Source organism: Streptomyces sp. NPDC006335, from assembly GCF_040612795.1.
In the GTDB taxonomy this organism is placed as follows: Bacteria; Actinomycetota; Actinomycetes; order Streptomycetales; family Streptomycetaceae; genus Streptomyces.
Map to the genome: position 1 here is coordinate 213721 of NZ_JBEXQX010000012.1, position 15354 is coordinate 229074.

11 protein-coding genes and 3 pseudogenes are annotated in these 15354 nt (G+C 69.6%); 7 read left to right on the forward strand and 7 right to left on the reverse strand.

Annotated elements, in window-relative coordinates; genetic code table 11:
* Positions 1-147: 147 nt before the first annotated feature.
* Both ABZ098_RS29910 and ABZ098_RS29915 read right to left on the reverse strand, forming a co-directional pair.
* A pseudogene (locus ABZ098_RS29910) lies at positions 148-483 on the reverse strand (ATP-binding protein); the annotation flags it as partial.
* 502 nt (positions 484-985) lie between these two features.
* Positions 986-1537 (reverse strand): hypothetical protein, encoded by a 552-nt coding sequence (locus ABZ098_RS29915; RefSeq protein ID WP_356596389.1) that lies wholly within the window; start codon positions 1535-1537, stop codon positions 986-988.
* 84 nt (positions 1538-1621) lie between these two features.
* On the opposite strand from ABZ098_RS29915, the gene ABZ098_RS29920 reads away from it, so the two are divergent.
* Positions 1622-2107: a hypothetical protein gene (locus ABZ098_RS29920; protein WP_356596391.1), complete on the forward strand. Its 486-nt coding sequence runs from the start codon at positions 1622-1624 to the stop codon at positions 2105-2107.
* Here the strand turns inward: ABZ098_RS29920 and ABZ098_RS29925 are convergent.
* Positions 2100-3301, reverse strand: a pseudogene (locus tag ABZ098_RS29925) (IS110 family transposase). The gene ABZ098_RS29920 and the pseudogene ABZ098_RS29925 sit on opposite strands and share 8 nt — an antisense overlap.
* A gap of 696 nt (positions 3302-3997) precedes the next feature.
* Here ABZ098_RS29925 and ABZ098_RS29930 point away from each other — a divergent pair.
* Together ABZ098_RS29930 and ABZ098_RS29935 are read left to right on the forward strand one after the other, a co-directional pair.
* Complete coding sequence (locus ABZ098_RS29930) at positions 3998-4330, forward strand: cation:dicarboxylase symporter family transporter (protein WP_356596393.1); 333 nt, start codon at positions 3998-4000, stop codon at positions 4328-4330.
* A gap of 14 nt (positions 4331-4344) precedes the next feature.
* On the forward strand, positions 4345-4491 hold the full coding sequence (locus ABZ098_RS29935) for a hypothetical protein (RefSeq protein ID WP_356596395.1): 147 nt from the start codon (positions 4345-4347) through the stop codon (positions 4489-4491).
* A gap of 475 nt (positions 4492-4966) precedes the next feature.
* Here the strand turns inward: ABZ098_RS29935 and ABZ098_RS29940 are convergent, their stop codons facing one another.
* Entirely contained in the window at positions 4967-6133 is a 1167-nt protein-coding gene (locus ABZ098_RS29940; protein ID WP_356596397.1) for a citrate synthase/methylcitrate synthase, read from the reverse strand.
* Positions 6134-6349: 216 nt separating this feature from the next.
* On the opposite strand from ABZ098_RS29940, the pseudogene ABZ098_RS29945 reads away from it, so the two are divergent.
* A pseudogene (locus tag ABZ098_RS29945) lies at positions 6350-7176 on the forward strand (citrate/2-methylcitrate synthase); the annotation flags it as partial.
* A gap of 157 nt (positions 7177-7333) precedes the next feature.
* On the opposite strand, the gene ABZ098_RS29950 reads toward ABZ098_RS29945, so the two are convergent.
* Positions 7334-7570 (reverse strand): hypothetical protein, encoded by a 237-nt coding sequence (locus ABZ098_RS29950; protein WP_078936075.1) that lies wholly within the window; start codon positions 7568-7570, stop codon positions 7334-7336.
* 122 nt (positions 7571-7692) lie between these two features.
* Positions 7693-8244: a DUF6082 family protein gene (locus tag ABZ098_RS29955; protein ID WP_356596399.1), complete on the reverse strand. Its 552-nt coding sequence runs from the start codon at positions 8242-8244 to the stop codon at positions 7693-7695.
* A gap of 322 nt (positions 8245-8566) precedes the next feature.
* Between ABZ098_RS29955 and ABZ098_RS29960 the strand changes: the two genes are divergently transcribed.
* Entirely contained in the window at positions 8567-9673 is a 1107-nt protein-coding gene (locus ABZ098_RS29960; RefSeq protein WP_356596401.1) for a CobW family GTP-binding protein, read from the forward strand.
* Here ABZ098_RS29960 and ABZ098_RS29965 read toward each other — a convergent pair.
* Positions 9670-12123: a DNA topoisomerase IV subunit A gene (locus tag ABZ098_RS29965; RefSeq protein WP_356596403.1), complete on the reverse strand. Its 2454-nt coding sequence runs from the start codon at positions 12121-12123 to the stop codon at positions 9670-9672. The two genes, ABZ098_RS29960 and ABZ098_RS29965, sit on opposite strands and share 4 nt — an antisense overlap.
* Positions 12124-12444: 321 nt before the next feature.
* Here ABZ098_RS29965 and ABZ098_RS29970 point away from each other — a divergent pair, with 321 nt between their 5' ends.
* Together ABZ098_RS29970 and ABZ098_RS29975 are read left to right on the forward strand one after the other, a co-directional pair.
* Positions 12445-13845, forward strand: coding sequence for a pitrilysin family protein (locus tag ABZ098_RS29970; protein ID WP_356596405.1), 1401 nt, complete (start codon positions 12445-12447; stop codon positions 13843-13845).
* Entirely contained in the window at positions 13842-15230 is a 1389-nt protein-coding gene (locus ABZ098_RS29975; protein WP_356596407.1) for a pitrilysin family protein, read from the forward strand. Before ABZ098_RS29970 ends, ABZ098_RS29975 begins: the two co-directional genes overlap by 4 nt.
* The last annotated feature ends 124 nt before the right edge of the window (positions 15231-15354 follow it).

The following is a 15354-nucleotide window of genomic DNA, read 5'->3' on the forward strand; positions in this document are numbered from 1 at the left end:
GATCGTCGTGGGTAGTGACAGCGTCGCACCGTGGCCTGGTGGTGTCTGCGCCAGTCGGACGTCCACGACCAGGCCGGTGTTGACGTTCTTGATCGCGAAGTCCGTGATGAGGAAGTACGCGCCGTCGGTCTTGGCGACCCGTTTCTTTCATGTCCCAGTGACATCGTGCGCCAGGGACTGCGCGCACCAGATGGTCTTGCCCTGCGAGGTGTGCCGGGTGCCCCAGCCCTGGGTGAGCTGGGCGACGAGCAGCAGCCCCCGTCCGCCCTCGTCGAAGGCACGAGCCCGGCGCAGGTGCGGTGCGGTGTTGCTGGCGTCCGAGACCTCGCAGATCAGGGCGGTGTCGCGAATGAGCCGGAGCCTGACCGGGGGCTCGCCGTATCTGATGGCGTTGGTGACCAACTCGCTGACCACGAGTTCGGTGACGAAGGACGTCTCGTCCAGTCCCCAGGCCGCCAGCTGGTCGAGAGCGAACTGCCGGGCGCTGGTGCCGTCGGGGACGAACATGAGCGTTACACCGCTTCGCCGACGGTGGTGAGCAGTGAGCCGATCGGCTGCGTGGTGGGCATGTCCCACAGTTGCAGGCCGCCGCCGTCCCCACCGACCGCCAGGGTGCGCCCGTCGGGACTGGGGGGCGAGCGCCGACATCGCCTCCAGCCGGTTGCCGAAGGGCAGTCGGAAGGTGTTGGGCAGCACGGCGAGACGGTGGCGAGATCGCCGGCCCACAGGGTGACCCGGCCGGTCATGTCGCCGGCCGCCGCCGGGAGCCGTCGGGGGAGAAGACCAGCGCCCCCAGCGGACTTGCCCTGGACGAGGTCCACCGCACTCGCCTGCCAGGACGGCGGGCGGGCCACGGTTCCGTCGCCCGCGAGGAGCCGTCCGTCACTGCGGAGCGCAGGGTCGTGCGCGCCGGGCCTCCAGGCACCTGGGTGCGCTGTCCTGTGCGGGTGTCCCACACCTCGCCGACCATGCGGTCGTCATCGCGTCATCGCCCAGGCGGGTGAGGTGCAGAGTGCGGCCCGGGGGCCGAGCGCGGCCTCGGCCACGGAGGCGGGCGGGGCAGGTCGAGTGCGGTGACGACACGCTCGTGCGGCACGTCCCAGAGCGTGAAGGACTGGGTGGAAAGTGTGTGTCCGGCCGCGGTGACGCCGTACCCGAGGCGGGTTCCGTCCGTGCTGAACACGAGCCGTACGTCGATGTCGAGCGCCGGTAGGGACGGTAGGCGGGCCGGGAGTGAGGGGAGGGTGTGCAGCACACGTCCGTCGGTCGTGCTGCGGAGGCGGATGAGATAGCGGTCGTGGGTGAGTTCGGCGGTGGCGCAGGGTGTGGCCGTCGGGGCTGAGTACGACGTCGGCCTGGGCGTTCGGCTGCCAGGCGTGAGTGTGGCGGCGCCGAGGCCGAGGGTGTGGACCGTTCCGCCTTCCAGGTGGCGCAGGGTGTGGCCCTCCAGGCGTTGGGCCGGGGCGAGGCCGAGTTCGTGGTTGTCCAGGGAAGTCCGGAACACGGGGCTGTCCGGGGCGGCGGTCAGCCGCCACACCTGCACTTCTTGGGGGGTGCCCCTATCTCTTTGGTCAAGGGAAACGGGGGTGCGTGGGGTCGGCGATCCGGGCAGCATGGCGGGGTGAGCGACCTGCTGTGGGATGACGTGAAGTGCTTCTTCGACCTGGACTTGATGGGGTCGTTGCCGGACGTGCGTGTCCCTGGTGCCTCGGTGGAGGACTGGCAGGCGGTCCTCGATCTTGTCGCGGAGAAGGGCTGGAAGTGCCAGTACTCCGAAGGAGAGACGGTGCTTCCGGTGCCCCGGGCGGAGGCCGTGTTGTCCCGTGCGGCGGATGCTGAGTGCCCGGACCTGCGGGTCTGGCCGACGGCCGATGTGTTGGCGATCTTCCGTTTCCATGCCGACGATGAAGTCGACTTCGACGTCGACCTGCGGGAGTTGCAGGGTCAGGACCGACTTGACGTGTTCTGCGGCTTCCTTCGGGAGATCGGGCGGCGGTTGGGCAAGCCGGTGCTGATGGATCCGGAGGGTGACTATGGCCATCCGGTGCTCGGCTTCGATGTCGAGGCTGATCGAGTCGTCCTCCTCGCAGAGCCGCTGATCAGGTGACTGCGGCCGACGGCAGGGGTTCGTAGAAGGTGCCGTCGCAGAGCATGGCGAAGAGGACGTCGGCCCGGCGTCGGGCGAGGCAGAGCAGGGCCTGGGTGTGGTGCTTTCCCTAGGCGATCTTCTTGTCGTAGTAGGCCCGCGATGCTGGGTCGCCCAGGGCGGCGAACGCGGAGAGGCAGAAGGCCCGTTTGAGCTGCTTGTTTCCCCGTCTGGATGGCTGTTCGCCACGGATCGATGACCCGGAACTGCGGGTCGCCGGGGCGAGTCCCGCGTAGGCGGCGAGGTGGCCGGCGGTCGGGAAGGTGCGGCCGTCGCCGACCTCGATCAGGATGCGGGCTCCGGTCCTGACGCCGACTCCCGGCATCGACGTCAGGACCTTGGAAAGAGGGTGAGCCTCCAGCAGTCCTCAATCCGACCGGCCAGCAGCTCGCGCTGGTCAAGGACGGCGGTGAGCGAGCCAGCGAGGCTCGGGACGATCAGTGCGGCTGCCTCGGTGCCGGGAACGATGACGGTCTGTTCGTCGAGTGCCGTGAAGATCTCCTCGACCAGCCGCTCAGCCATCCTCGGCGCCTTGGGTCGCAGGAGGGTGACCAGACGACGTCGGCCGGCCTTGCGGATCTGGGCTGGTGACCCGAACCGTTCCAGCAGCGTGAGGACGGCCGGGTGCTGCAACCGCGGGCCAAGGACCCGTTCCAGCGGCGGATGGATCTGGGTGAGCAGGCCGTGAAGCCGGTTCGCGACCCGGGTGGCCTCGCCCGCCAGGTGGTCGTCGAAGCCGACGATCATCTCCAGCTCGGCGATCGTCTCGTCCTCGCCGTCAATGGCCCGCAGGGTGTGGGGCATCGCGCGGGCGGCGTCGGCGATGATGAACGCGTCCTTCGCGTCCGTCTTCGCTTCGCCTGGGTAGAGGTCGGCGATTCGCCGCATCGTTAATCCGGGCAGGTAGGCGACCGGGCAGCCCATGTCCTTCGCGACTGCCAGCGGCAGAGGTCCGATCGAGGCTGGCTGGTCGACCACGACCAGTACCGTTCCGCGCTTGGCCTGGAGTTTCGCGAACAGCTCGCGGAGCTTGGGCTCGGTGTTGGGCAGGCGCTTGTCGAACGCCTTCTTCCCGACCGGGGTGACGGCGGTGGCGTGGTGTTCGCCCTTGCCGACGTCCAGGCCGAGGAAGACGTCGATGTCGCCGGTGTCGATCACGTGCAGGCTCCTCCATAACGCCTTCGTCCGGCCTGCCACGGCACCGAGCTGCCACATCCACGTTACGGAGAGCTCTTCCGGCCCGGGTGAAGCCGGTGCTCAAGCCCCTCATCAGCGGTCCGTCGATGCCTCCGAGCCCGGTGACACCACCCCCCCGGATCATCAACAACAGGAGGGGGAAGTCATGCCGGACCCGAAGGCCAGAGGCCCCATTGCGAAGCCGCGAAAAAGGTAACGGGGGGGCAGTTGGGCCCCACTCATCGATCCACTTCCCTCATACATGGGATGGATTAGCGAGTATGAGCGTGGTCGGTGTCTAGCCCTCCGGCAAAAGTTCCCGTTCCAGCCGTCGGAGGGCGGAGTCGTTTCTCGGATAACCATGTCAAACATGGGTTGTTCTGTAGAAAGGGTGTAGGGAGTGTGGGCGCACGGGGACGGGTTGCTTCGCGGGACGAGGGACCCGCCGCCTGCCCGGCCGAGCGCACGCTCGGCCGGTTCGACGGGAACCCCACCGGATGGCCCCTTGCCACGCCGCACGACCGGGGCAGGGAAACGGCTGACTGTGCGCAGTGCCCGTATCGCCGGCCTGTGGTCGATGCGGAGGGTCGTCGGCGAGCGGGGCGACGACCGAGTCCTCCCGCTCGATGCGGCACCGGCCGTCTTTCGGCGCCGAGCTGAAGCCCCTGGGCGACGGTGGTTCACGGCATCTCGTCCCTGGAGAGCATGAAGGCCGTCGGCCGGGTCGGGCTCAAGGCGCTGGTCCACTTCGAGATCCTGACCACGATCGCCCTGGTCATCGCCCTGGTCATCGCCCTGATCATCGGCCTGGTCGTCGTCAACGTCGTCAAGCCGGGCCACGGTCTGCACGTCGACCCGAGCACGCTGAGCACGTCGGGGCCGCCCGAGGCGGCCACGGCTCAGCATGAGAGCTTCGCCGACTTCATGCTGTCGATCATCTTCGGCTTCGGCATCCAGGCTGTCGGTGAGACCGGAACGGGCATCAAGCGCCGGGTCGAGAGCCTCTGAGTGTCTCCAAGGTGATGTTCATCGTCATCCGCTGGATCATGCGGCCCGCGCCCGTCGGCGCGGTCCTGCGGGGGGAGATCCCCTACACCCGCGTCGCCGAGGCCGACGTCCCGAAGACGGCCCCGGAACCGGCCCCCGCGCCTGTGCGCGCCGCCGGCTGACGCGGACTGCGCAACCTTGGGAGGGCCGGTCCGGAGTTCCGATTCCGAACCGGCTCCTCGCATGCATCAGGAGAGCCCACGACAGGACGCGCGGAACACCGGGACGTCCTCGTGGTCGGCAGTGGAACGGCCGGCTTCTGGGCCGCGTGGTCCGCCCTGTCGGCCACCTTGGCGGCGACTCGGGCCCGGGCCGAGAGATCCCGCGTGGCCATGCGCTTGGAGGAGTGCGTGCTGCACTTCCGGTGGTTGCCCAGTGCCACCTCGTCGATGGCCGTGATGACGGATTTCACGGCGGGAGTCTGTATCCCTGAGTGGTCCTCCGCCGGGAACTGGAACAGTGCGAGGGCATGTGCTCCCGGCTGAGGTCTTGAGGGGTCCTCGGTCGGCGAGTCGCACAGGGGACGGGCGCACGGGGGAGTGGCCGTCCGGGTGAACGTGTACGAGAGGCGCAGGACAGCAGAGTGAAAGGAGTGGCTCAGGCCATCGTCGGTACTGCTACCGGGGGTTGCGGTCCGATGTACCGCGCCGCCGGACGGATGATCTTTGAGTCCTGTGCCTGTTCCAGGATGTTCGCGCTCCAGCCCACCACCCGCGCCGCCGCGAACGTCGGGGTGAACATCTCCCGGGGCAGGCCGCACAGTTCCATGACCACGCCCGCGTAGAACTCGACATTTGTATGGAGCTCGCGTCCCGGCTTGAGCTCGGCCAGGATGGCCTCCACGTGCTGTTCGACCTCGACCGCAAAGTCGACCAGCGGGCCGCCGATCTGCTGCGCGATGCCGCGCAGCATGCGGGACCGGGGATCCTCGGTGCGGTAGACGGGATGACCGAAGCCCATGATGCGCTCCTTGGCGAGGACGCGTTCGCGAATCCACGGGTCGATGCGGTCAGGCGTGCCGATCGCATCCAGGGTGTCCAGCGCCCGGCTGGGAGCGCCGCCGTGCAGTGGACCGGACAGGGCTCCCACTGCGCCGACCAGAGCGGCTGCCACGTCCGCGCCGGTGGAGGCGATCACTCGTGCGGTGAAGGTGGAGGCGTTGAAGCCGTGGTCGACAGTAGAGATCAGGTACTGCTCGATCGCCCGGGCCCGCTCGGCGTCCGGCTCCGAACCGGTCAGCATGTAGAGGTAGTTCGCGGCATACGGCAGATCGTTGCGCGGTTCGATCGGTTTCAGGCCCCGCCCGAGCCGGTACAGGGCGGTCAGCAGTGTGGGCACGGACGCCGCGGCCGCCATCGTGTCTGCGCGGCGCTGCTCGGCGTCAATGTCGTACATCGGCCGGAACCCCTTCACCGCCCCGAGTAGCGACATCGCACTGCGCAGGCCGGCCAGTGGTCCGGAGGGGCCGCTGGCCGCGGCGATGGCGGGCAGTGCGGCGCGAACCTCCTCGGGCAGTCGGCGCAGCGCGGCGGTTTCGGCGGCGAAGACGACGGCCCGTTCGGCGTCCGGCAGTTCGCCGTGGACCATCAGATGCCACACGTCCTCGAAGCTGCGGGACTGCGCAAGGTCGACAGCGGAGTACTGGCGATAGTGATAGAAGCCCTCCAACCCCCTGACGTCACCCAGGACGGTGTTCGTGACCACGACGCCCGCGAGACCCCGCGGCACGTCGACAGAGACGGGTGCGGTCCGATCGATCGGCATGCTCTCCTCCTTCAACTTGATTCGACTGTCTATGCTTGACTCGATAAATGTCAATGTTGACTGAATCAAGTTGTCAATTCTGTGGACGACACCCCTCTGTGCCCAAGGCCTGACCAGCCCCTGCCGAGTCTCGATACGCGGCGGAGTAGGGGGAGAGACCGTGCGGACTTGCCGGTTACGGCTCCAGGCTGGCGGGGCGACGGGCAACCTCACGCGCTGCCGGACTTGGTGCGGGCGGCGCTGCCCGCGATCGCGGCGGCGAGCGGACGGTCGGGTCCTCTTGCCGGTATGCGAACGGCCTTGTCGCTGCTCGGCGCGGCGAAGGGGTTCCGGCCGGTGTACGACATCGACCCGGACGAGCGGCACCGGCACGCGCTCGCGGCGGCGCGGCTGTACCGACGTCGGCTCACCGCCCAACACCGGCTGAGCGAGGGCTTGAGTCGGGGAGCCACGTGAGGATCTCTCGTACCGGCGAACTACCTCTACATGTGGACGGGTGCGGAGCCGGAGCCGCAGCAGGACCGCGCGGTCGAGCAGCACTTGATATCAACCATTGATCACGGCTTCAACGCATCAACCTTCACGGCACGGGTCACCGCGTCCACGGGGGCGGATGCGGTGGCCTGTCTCGTGGATGCCGTAGGAGCCTTGTCCCGGCCGCTGCACGGGGGGAGCGCCGAGTCCGGCCCTGGACGCCCTGGACGCGATCGGCACGCCCGACCGCTTCGATCCCTGGATCCGTGAACGGGTGCTCGCCGGCGAACGGATCATGGGCTTCGGCCACGCGATCTACCGCACGGAGGACCCGCGTTCCCGGATGCTCCGGGAGGCCGCCCGGCGGTTCGGCGGACCCCGGGGGACTTCGCAGTCGAGGTGGAACGCCAGGTGGAGGCGGTCCTGGCCGAGCTGAAGCCGGGGCGGGAGTCGCACACCAACGTCCCAACATCCTGGAGCAGGCGGCGGACTCGAAGACCATCCGGCCGGTGGCGCGGTATGTGGGGGCGGAGGCGCCGATGGCGGTGCCGGTGATGGCCTGGACATGAATGAGGCCCGGTGCCGTTCTGGCGCCGGGCTCGCGATGGGCTGAGCAGGGACGGGGTCTCGTGTTGCTCGAAAGGCCCCGGTGCCGCTCTTCGTGAAGTGCGGTGGGGCAAGTGTCACGGGAAACGGTTCGGGGTGGTTCGTCGCCCGTCGGGGAACTCATGCGTCGGGGATGTCGGCCTTCGCGCGGATCAGCGTTTCCCGGCTCACGATGACAATCCGCTCATAGTCGGCCCGAGCTGCGTCGGCAGGCAGTTCGCGGTCGAGCACCGCCGTGGCCTCCGTCCCGATGATCGCGAAATTGCCGTCACTGAGCTCGAAGATGTCGGGGCAGGTGTCGCCGGACAGACTGCCACGTTCGCGTGGAGACGCACCGATGCGGCGCACGATTTTCAAGTGGATCCCGGTCCTTGGAGCGTTGGGTGGTAAGAGAGCAGACAGATTAGCCCCTTGTGATTGCCGGAATGTGCCGGGTCGTCAGTCCCGCACGGTGGGTGCCCGAGGCCAGGGTCGGTCAACTAGCTTTCCTCCGCGGGCGGTTCGCCGACCACCCACCATTCGTCGATGTCGGCCTCGTCCAGATCCTGGATGATGCCGTCCACCATTCGGCCCACCCGTGCCTCCTCCGAATCCTCCCGAAGGCTGGCGCGATGCTCGGTGTGGGCCTTCCAGTAATCGCGGAAGATCGAGTTCGTGCAGATCACCCGGAGGTGGCCGTGCAGCTCCTCCCAGTTGACTACGCCGGTCCGGTAGGCGAGCAGCGCGTTGGTGTACATCGCATGGGCGAACAGGTACTGCCTGCGCTGGATCGGGGACTCGATCTCCACGGTGCTGTACACGGCAGCGAGGTCGGCATCGTCCATGGCTTTGCACAGCAGTGAGAACTGGAGGCGCTGTTGCTCGGTCAGGACGGCTTGGCGATCATCGCGTTCGACCGCGGTGACGCGCAGGAGCAACTCGTCATAACGGCGTTGCTGGGCGACCAGTGCCACGAGTGCCCCCGCCGCGAAGGCGAGTCCCGCAGCGGCTGCGTAACCACGCCCGCGCGTTCCGTCGTTCCGTGTGGCCATGTCAACCCCCGATTCAAACGGCCGTCCGCCGGTCGTCGGGGTGCGGGTCGACTGATGGGGACCGGCGAGCGGTGGGCGGCGCTTGCCGTCTCCCAGGGTGCCGAGCGGCTCTGATCGGCGGGGGAGGCGGAGAGGAGGCGCACGGAGGGAAGTGAGGGTCGCACGAACCGGCGCCTTCCCCAACGTCTGCCCCGCAAGTGCTGCTAACAATCGTTCACTTCGAGGGGATTGTTCCGGCTCGTATCCTGGTCCGGCATTCACACCTCGTACGTGCGCCGGGACCGCGATCCGGTGCACGCAGCAGCGCGAAAGAGGTCGTACGTTGAGTCAGCCGAGCGGGAGCCCCCGGCAGATCCCGGTCGTCGTGCTCGCCGGATTCCTGGGTTCCGGCAAGACCACGCTCCTCAATCATCTCCTCCACCGCAGCGGAGGCAGCCGAATCGGAGCCGTCGTCAACGACTTCGGTGCCATCGAGATCGACGCCATGGCCGTCGCCGGCGCGCTCGGCGACTCCACCGTCTCCCTCGGGAACGGCTGCCTGTGCTGCGCCGTCGACGTCAGCGAGCTAGACGGGTACCTCGCCAAGCTCGCCCACCCCGACGCAGGCATCGACGTCATCGTCATCGAGGCCAGCGGACTCGCCGAGCCGCAGGAACTCGTCCGCATGGTGCTCGCCAGCGAGCAGCCGGACATCGTCTACGGCGGTCTCGTCGAGGTCGTGGACGCCGCCGAGTTCGACGACACCCGTGCCAAGCACCCCGAGCTGGACCGGCATCTCGCCCTCGCCGACCTCGTCGTGGTCAACAAGCTCGACCGGACGGCCGCTCCCCGAGACGCCGAGCGCCTCCTGGCGGTCGTCCGATCCCTCGTCGACGGCGCCGCCGTCGTTCCCGCCACCTACGGCCGCATCGACCCCGAGTTCCTCTTCGACTGCCGCCCCGCCGAGGAGCGCATCGGGCAGCTCTCCTTCGACGACCTGCACGACCACGACCACGACCGCAACCACGACGACGGCCACGGCCACGGCCACGCGGCGCATCTCCACTCCGCCTACGACAGCCTCTCCTTCACCTCCCACACGCCCCTCGACCCCCGCCGGCTCATGGCCTTCCTCGACAGCCGGCCCGAGGGCCTGTACCGGATCAAGGGGTACGTCGACTTCGGGCCGTACGACGTCCGCAACCGTTACGCCGTACACGCCGTGGGGCGGTTCCTGCGGTTCTACCCGGAACCCTGGCCGGCCGGCGACCCCCGGCTCACCCAGCTCGTCCTCATCGGCTCCGGCATCGACACGCCCGCCCTCGGCAAGGAACTGGAGGCGTGCGGGGCGGACACGACGGACGCCCCGCACGCCGCCGACGAGGCCGGCATGTGGGGCGTCCTGCGGTACGTCCAGGGGACCGAGGCGGATCCCGAGGAGCTGGTCTAGACGGGGCCCGCCACTACCGACACCGTCTTCGCCAGCGACACGCCCGAGCCGTCGCGGCGCGGGTCGATCTCCGGGAGGTCGGCCGGGGTGCCGTTCTTCTGCGCGGCGCGGGCCGGGACGGCGCCCGCCCAGGCCAGGGACAGGCAGTCCTCGCCCTTCAGGAACCGCTGGCAGCGGACGCCGCCCGTGGCGCGGCCCTTGCGCGGGTACTGGTCGAACGGGGTCAGCTTGGCCGTGGTCTGGACGGAGTCGTCGAGCGTGCCGCGCGAGCCCGCGACCGTGAACACGACCGCGTCGGCCGCCGGGTCCACCGCGGTGAAGGAGATGACCTTCGCGCCCTCGGTGAGCTTGATGCCCGTCATACCGCCCGCCGGACGGCCCTGCGGACGGACCTGGGAGGCCTGGTAGCGCAGGAGCTGGGCGTCGTCGGTGATGAAGACCAGGTCCTCCTCGCCGGTGCGCAGTTCCACCGCGCCGACGATCCGGTCGCCCTCCTTGAGCGTGATGACCTCCAACTCGTCCTTGTTGGACGGATAGTCGGGGACCACACGCTTGACGACGCCCTGTTCGGTGCCGAGTGCCAGACCGGGCGAGGACTCGTCCAGCGTGGTGAGGCAGATCAGCGTCTCGTCGTCCTCCAGGGAGAGGAACTCCGCCAGCGGGGCGCCGCCCGCGAGGTTCGCGGCCGACTCCGGCAGCTGCGGCAGGTCGATGACGTTGATCCGCAGCAGGCGGCCCGACGACGTCACCGCGCCGATCTCGCCCCGCGCGGTGGCCGGTACCGCCGAGACGATCACGTCGTGCTTGGCGCGCTTCCCGCCGGGCTCCTCCGGGAACGGCTCGCCGTTCGCCGTACGGGCCAGCAGCCCCGTCGAGGACAGCAGCACCCGGCACGGGTCGTCCGCCACCTGGAGCGGTACGGCGGCCACGGGGGCCGTCGCCCCGGCCTCCAGCAGGACCGTGCGCCGCTCGGTGCCGTACTTCTTGGCGACCGCGGCCAGTTCCGCGGAGACCAGCTTGCGCAGCTCGGCGTCCGACTCCAGGATCCGGGTCAGCTCCGCGATCTCCGCGTTGAGCCGGTCCTGCTCCGACTCCAGCTCGATGCGGTCGAACCGGGTCAGGCGCCGCAGGGGCGTGTCCAGGATGTACTGCGTCTGGATCTCGCTCAGGGAGAAGCGCTCGATCAGGCGCTCCTTCGCCTGCGCGGAGTTGTCGCTGGAGCGGATGATCCGGATGACCTCGTCGATGTCGACCAGGGCGGTGAGCAGGCCCTCGACCAGGTGCAGCCGGTCGCGCCGCTTGGTGCGCCGGAACTCGCTGCGTCGGCGCACCACTTCGAAGCGGTGGTCGAGGTAGACCTCCAGGAGCTCCTTGAGGCCGAGCGTGAGGGGCTGCCCGTCCACCAGCGCCACATTGTTGACGCCGAAGGACTCCTCCATCGGCGTCAGCTTGTAGAGCTGCTCCAGGACCGCCTCCGGCACGAAGCCGTTCTTGATCTCGATGACCAGGCGCAGGCCGTGGGCGCGGTCGGTGAGGTCCTTGACGTCGGCGATGCCCTGGAGCTTCTTCGCGCCGACCAGGTCCTTGATCTTGGCGATCACCTTCTCCGGGCCGACCGTGAAGGGCAGCTCGGTGACGACCAGGCCCTTGCGGCGGGCCGTCACCGTCTCCACCGACACCGTGGCGCGGATCTTGAAGGTGCCACGGCCCGTCTCGTAGGCGTCCCGGATGCCCGAGAGACCGACGATCCGGCCGCCAGTGGGCAGGTCGGGGCCCGGGATGTGCTTCATCAGGGCGTCCAGATCCGCGTTCGGGTAGCGGATCAGGTGGCGGGCGGCCGCGATGACCTCGTTGAGGTTGTGCGGCGGCATGTTGGTGGCCATGCCGACCGCGATGCCCGAGGCGCCGTTCACCAGGAGGTTGGGGAAGGCGGCGGGCAGTGCGCCCGGCTCCTGCTCCTGGCCGTCGTAGTTCGGGGCGAAGTCGACGGTGTCCTCGTCGATGGACTCCGTCATCAGGCTCGCGGCCTCGGCGGCGCGGCACTCGGTGTACCGCATGGCGGCCGGCGGGTCGTCGTTGCCCAGCGAGCCGAAGTTGCCGTGGCCGTCGACCAGCGGCACGCGCATCGAGAAGGGCTGGGCCATGCGCACGAGCGCGTCGTAGATCGACGCGTCGCCGTGCGGGTGCAGCTTGCCCATGACCTCGCCGACCACGCGGGCGCACTTCACATAGCCGCGGTCGGGGCGCAGGCCCATCTCGTTCATCTGGTAGACGATGCGCCGGTGCACCGGCTTGAGGCCGTCGCGGGCATCGGGGAGCGCGCGGGAGTAGATGACCGAGTACGCGTACTCGAGGTACGAGCCCTTCATCTCGTCCACGACGTCGATGTCGAGGATCCGCTCCTCGTACGAGTCGTCGGGCGGCGGGGTCTTCGTGCTGCGGCGGGCCATCGCTGCCGGCTCCTCTTTTCTGGTCGCTCGCCTACGGGTCGCTCACGTCGGCCCTTTGGCTCACTCTTGCTGAAGCGTGAACGGGATCTGACGCGGACCATTGTGGACCGCGGCACTGACAGTCCGGGCCGGGACCCGGCTGGGCCGCCCTGCACGGCGACCGCACGGTGCCTCCCTCACGGTTGCCCGCAGGCTACGCGATCCGCTGTGGGCGTACGCGCCCCGGGAACTTCACCGACGGTCCGCACGCTTGCATACAGTGGCAGGACCGGCAGGAAAACCGCGGTTTCGACGACCGCGACCGCGATCGAAGGGACGTACATGCCCATGGGTCACACGGCCACAGACCAGGCAGGCACCGGGGGCCTGACAGCGACCGAGCACCGCCTGGCCAACGGGCTGCGCGTGGTGCTCTCCGAGGACCACCTGACCCCGGTCGCGGCGGTGTGCCTCTGGTACGACGTCGGCTCGCGCCACGAGGTCAAGGGGCGTACCGGCCTGGCTCACCTTTTCGAGCACTTGATGTTCCAGGGCTCGAAGCAGGTGCACGGCAACGGGCACTTCGAGCTCGTCCAGGGCGCGGGTGGCTCGCTCAACGGCACCACCAGCTTCGAGCGGACCAACTACTTCGAGACCATGCCCACCCATCAGCTCGAGCTCGCGCTCTGGCTGGAGGCCGACCGGATGGGCTCGCTGCTGGCCGCCCTCGACGACGAGTCGATGGAGAACCAGCGCGACGTCGTCAAGAACGAGCGTCGTCAGCGTTACGACAACGTCCCCTACGGCACCGCGTTCGAGAAGCTGACCGCGCTCGCCTACCCGGAGGGCCACCCCTACCACCACACCCCGATCGGGTCGATGGCCGATCTGGACGCGGCCACCCTGGAGGACGCGCGCGCGTTCTTCCGCACCTACTACGCGCCCAACAACGCCGTCCTGTCGGTCGTCGGCGACATCGACCCCGAGCAGACGCTCGCCTGGATCGAGAAGTACTTCGGCTCCATCCCCTCACACGACGGCAAGCCCGCGCCCCGCGACGGCTCCCTGCCCGAGATCATCGGCGAGCAGTTGCGCGAGGTCGTCGAGGAGGAGGTCCCCGCGCGCGCGTTGATGGCCGCCTACCGGCTGCCGCACGACGGCACGCGCGAGGCGGACGCGGCCGACCTCGCCCTCACCGTCCTCGGCGGCGGCGAGTCCTCCCGCCTGTACAACCGGCTCGTACGGCGTGACCGTACGGCCGTCGCGGCCGGCTTCGGCCTGCTGCGCCTGGCCGGTGCGCCCTCCCTGGGCTGGCTCGACGTGAAGACCTCCGGTGACGTCGAGGTGCCGGTCATCGAGGCCGCCATCGACGAGGAGCTCGCGCGGTTCGCCGCGGAGGGCCCCACGGCCGAGGAGATGGAGCGCGCCCAGGCCCAGTTGGAGCGCGAGTGGCTGGACCGGCTCGGCACCGTCGCGGGCCGCGCCGACGAACTGTGCCGCTACGCCGTCCTGTTCGGCGACCCGCAGCTCGCCCTGACCGCCGTGCAGCGCGTCCTGGAGGTGAGCGCCGAGGAGGTCCAGGCGGTCGCCAAGGCCAGGCTGCGCCCCGACAACCGCGCGGTGCTCGTCTACGAGCCCACCGCCCCGGCCGAGATCGCCGACAGCGCCGAGGACGCCGCCGAGGACCCGCAGGCCGCGGCGACCGTAGAAGCCAGCGACGACAACGAGGAGGCGGCCAAGTGAGCGAGCTCGCCGCGATGGAGTTCCACCCGCAGCCGCAGGCGGGCGAGCCCAAGGTCTGGGCCTTCCCCGCCCCCGAGCGAGGGACGCTCGACAACGGCCTGACCCTGCTGCGCTGTCACCGCCCCGGCCAGCAGGTCGTCGCCGTCGAGGTGCTCCTGGACGCGCCCCTGGACGCCGAACCGGCCGGCCTGGACGGCGTCGCCACGATCATGGCGCGCGCCTTCTCCGAGGGCACCGACAAGCACTCCGCCGAGGAGTTCGCCGCCGAGCTGGAGCGCTGCGGAGCCACCCTCGACGCGCACGCCGACCACCCGGGCGTCCGTCTCAGCCTCGAAGTGCCCGCCTCCCGCCTCGCCAAGGCGCTCGGTCTGCTGGCCGACGCGCTCAGGGCGCCCGCGTTCGCGGACAGCGAGGTCGAGCGCCTGGTCCGCAACCGCCTCGACGAGATCCCGCACGAGCTGGCCAACCCGTCCCGCCGCGCCGCCAAGGAGCTCTCCAAGGAGCTGTTCCCGGCGGACTCGCGCATGTCGCGCCCGCGCCAGGGCACCGAGGAGACGGTCGAGAACATCGACTCCGCGGCCGTACGCACCTTCTACGAGAAGCACGTGCGCCCCGCCACCGCGACCGCCGTGGTCGTCGGCGACCTCACCGACATCGACCTGGACGCGCTGCTCGCCGACACCCTCGGCTCCTGGACCGGCTCCACGGCGCAGCCCCGCCCCGTGCCGCCGGTGGCCGCCGACGACACCGGCCGGGTCGTCATCGTGGACCGTCCCGGCGCCGTCCAGACGCAGCTCCTGATCGGCCGCATCGGCGCCGACCGGCACGCACGCGTGTGGCCCGCGCAGGTGCTCGGCACGTACTGCCTCGGCGGCACCCTCACCTCCCGCCTGGACCGCGTCCTGCGCGAGGAGAAGGGCTACACCTACGGCGTACGGTCGTTCGGCCAGGTCCTCAGGTCCGCGCCGGACGGCTCGGGCGCCGCGATGCTCGCCATCAGCGGCTCGGTGGACACCCCCAACACCGGTCCCGCGCTGGACGACCTGTGGAAGGTGCTGCGCACGCTCGCCGAGGGCGGTCTCACCGACGCGGAGCGCGATGTCGCCGTGCAGAACCTCGTCGGTGTGGCGCCGCTCAAGTACGAGACCGCCGCGGCCGTCGCGAGCACGCTGGCCGACCAGGTCGAGCAGCACCTGCCCGACGACTACCAGGCGACCCTGTACCGGCAGCTCGCCGCGACCGGCACCGTGGAGGCCACCGCGGCCGTCGTGAACGCCTTCCCGGTGGACCGGCTGGTGACGATCCTGGTCGGCGACGCCGCCGCCATCAAGGAGCCCGTCGAGGCCCTCGGCATCGGCGAAGTCAAGGTCGTGACGGCCGAGTAGAGGAAGCGTGACCGAGGGGCCCTGGTGACGGAAGCGTCGCCAGGACCCCTACGACACCCAGGACTCTTAGATGTCCGAATTGGGCAGGAGGTTGCCTGTCTGCCCTGTGGGATGCGCTACAAAA

Coding starts and splice junctions, on each gene's coding strand:
- ABZ098_RS29935 (WP_356596395.1), top strand. CDS start 4,345: ATGTTCATCGTCATCCGCTGGATCATGCGGCCCGCGCCCGTCGGCGCG.
- ABZ098_RS29940 (WP_356596397.1), bottom strand. CDS start 6,133: ATGCCGATCGATCGGACCGCACCCGTCTCTGTCGACGTGCCGCGGGGT.
- ABZ098_RS29955 (WP_356596399.1), bottom strand. CDS start 8,244: ATGGCCACACGGAACGACGGAACGCGCGGGCGTGGTTACGCAGCCGCT.
- ABZ098_RS29965 (WP_356596403.1), bottom strand. CDS start 12,123: ATGGCCCGCCGCAGCACGAAGACCCCGCCGCCCGACGACTCGTACGAG.
- ABZ098_RS29970 (WP_356596405.1), top strand. CDS start 12,445: ATGCCCATGGGTCACACGGCCACAGACCAGGCAGGCACCGGGGGCCTG.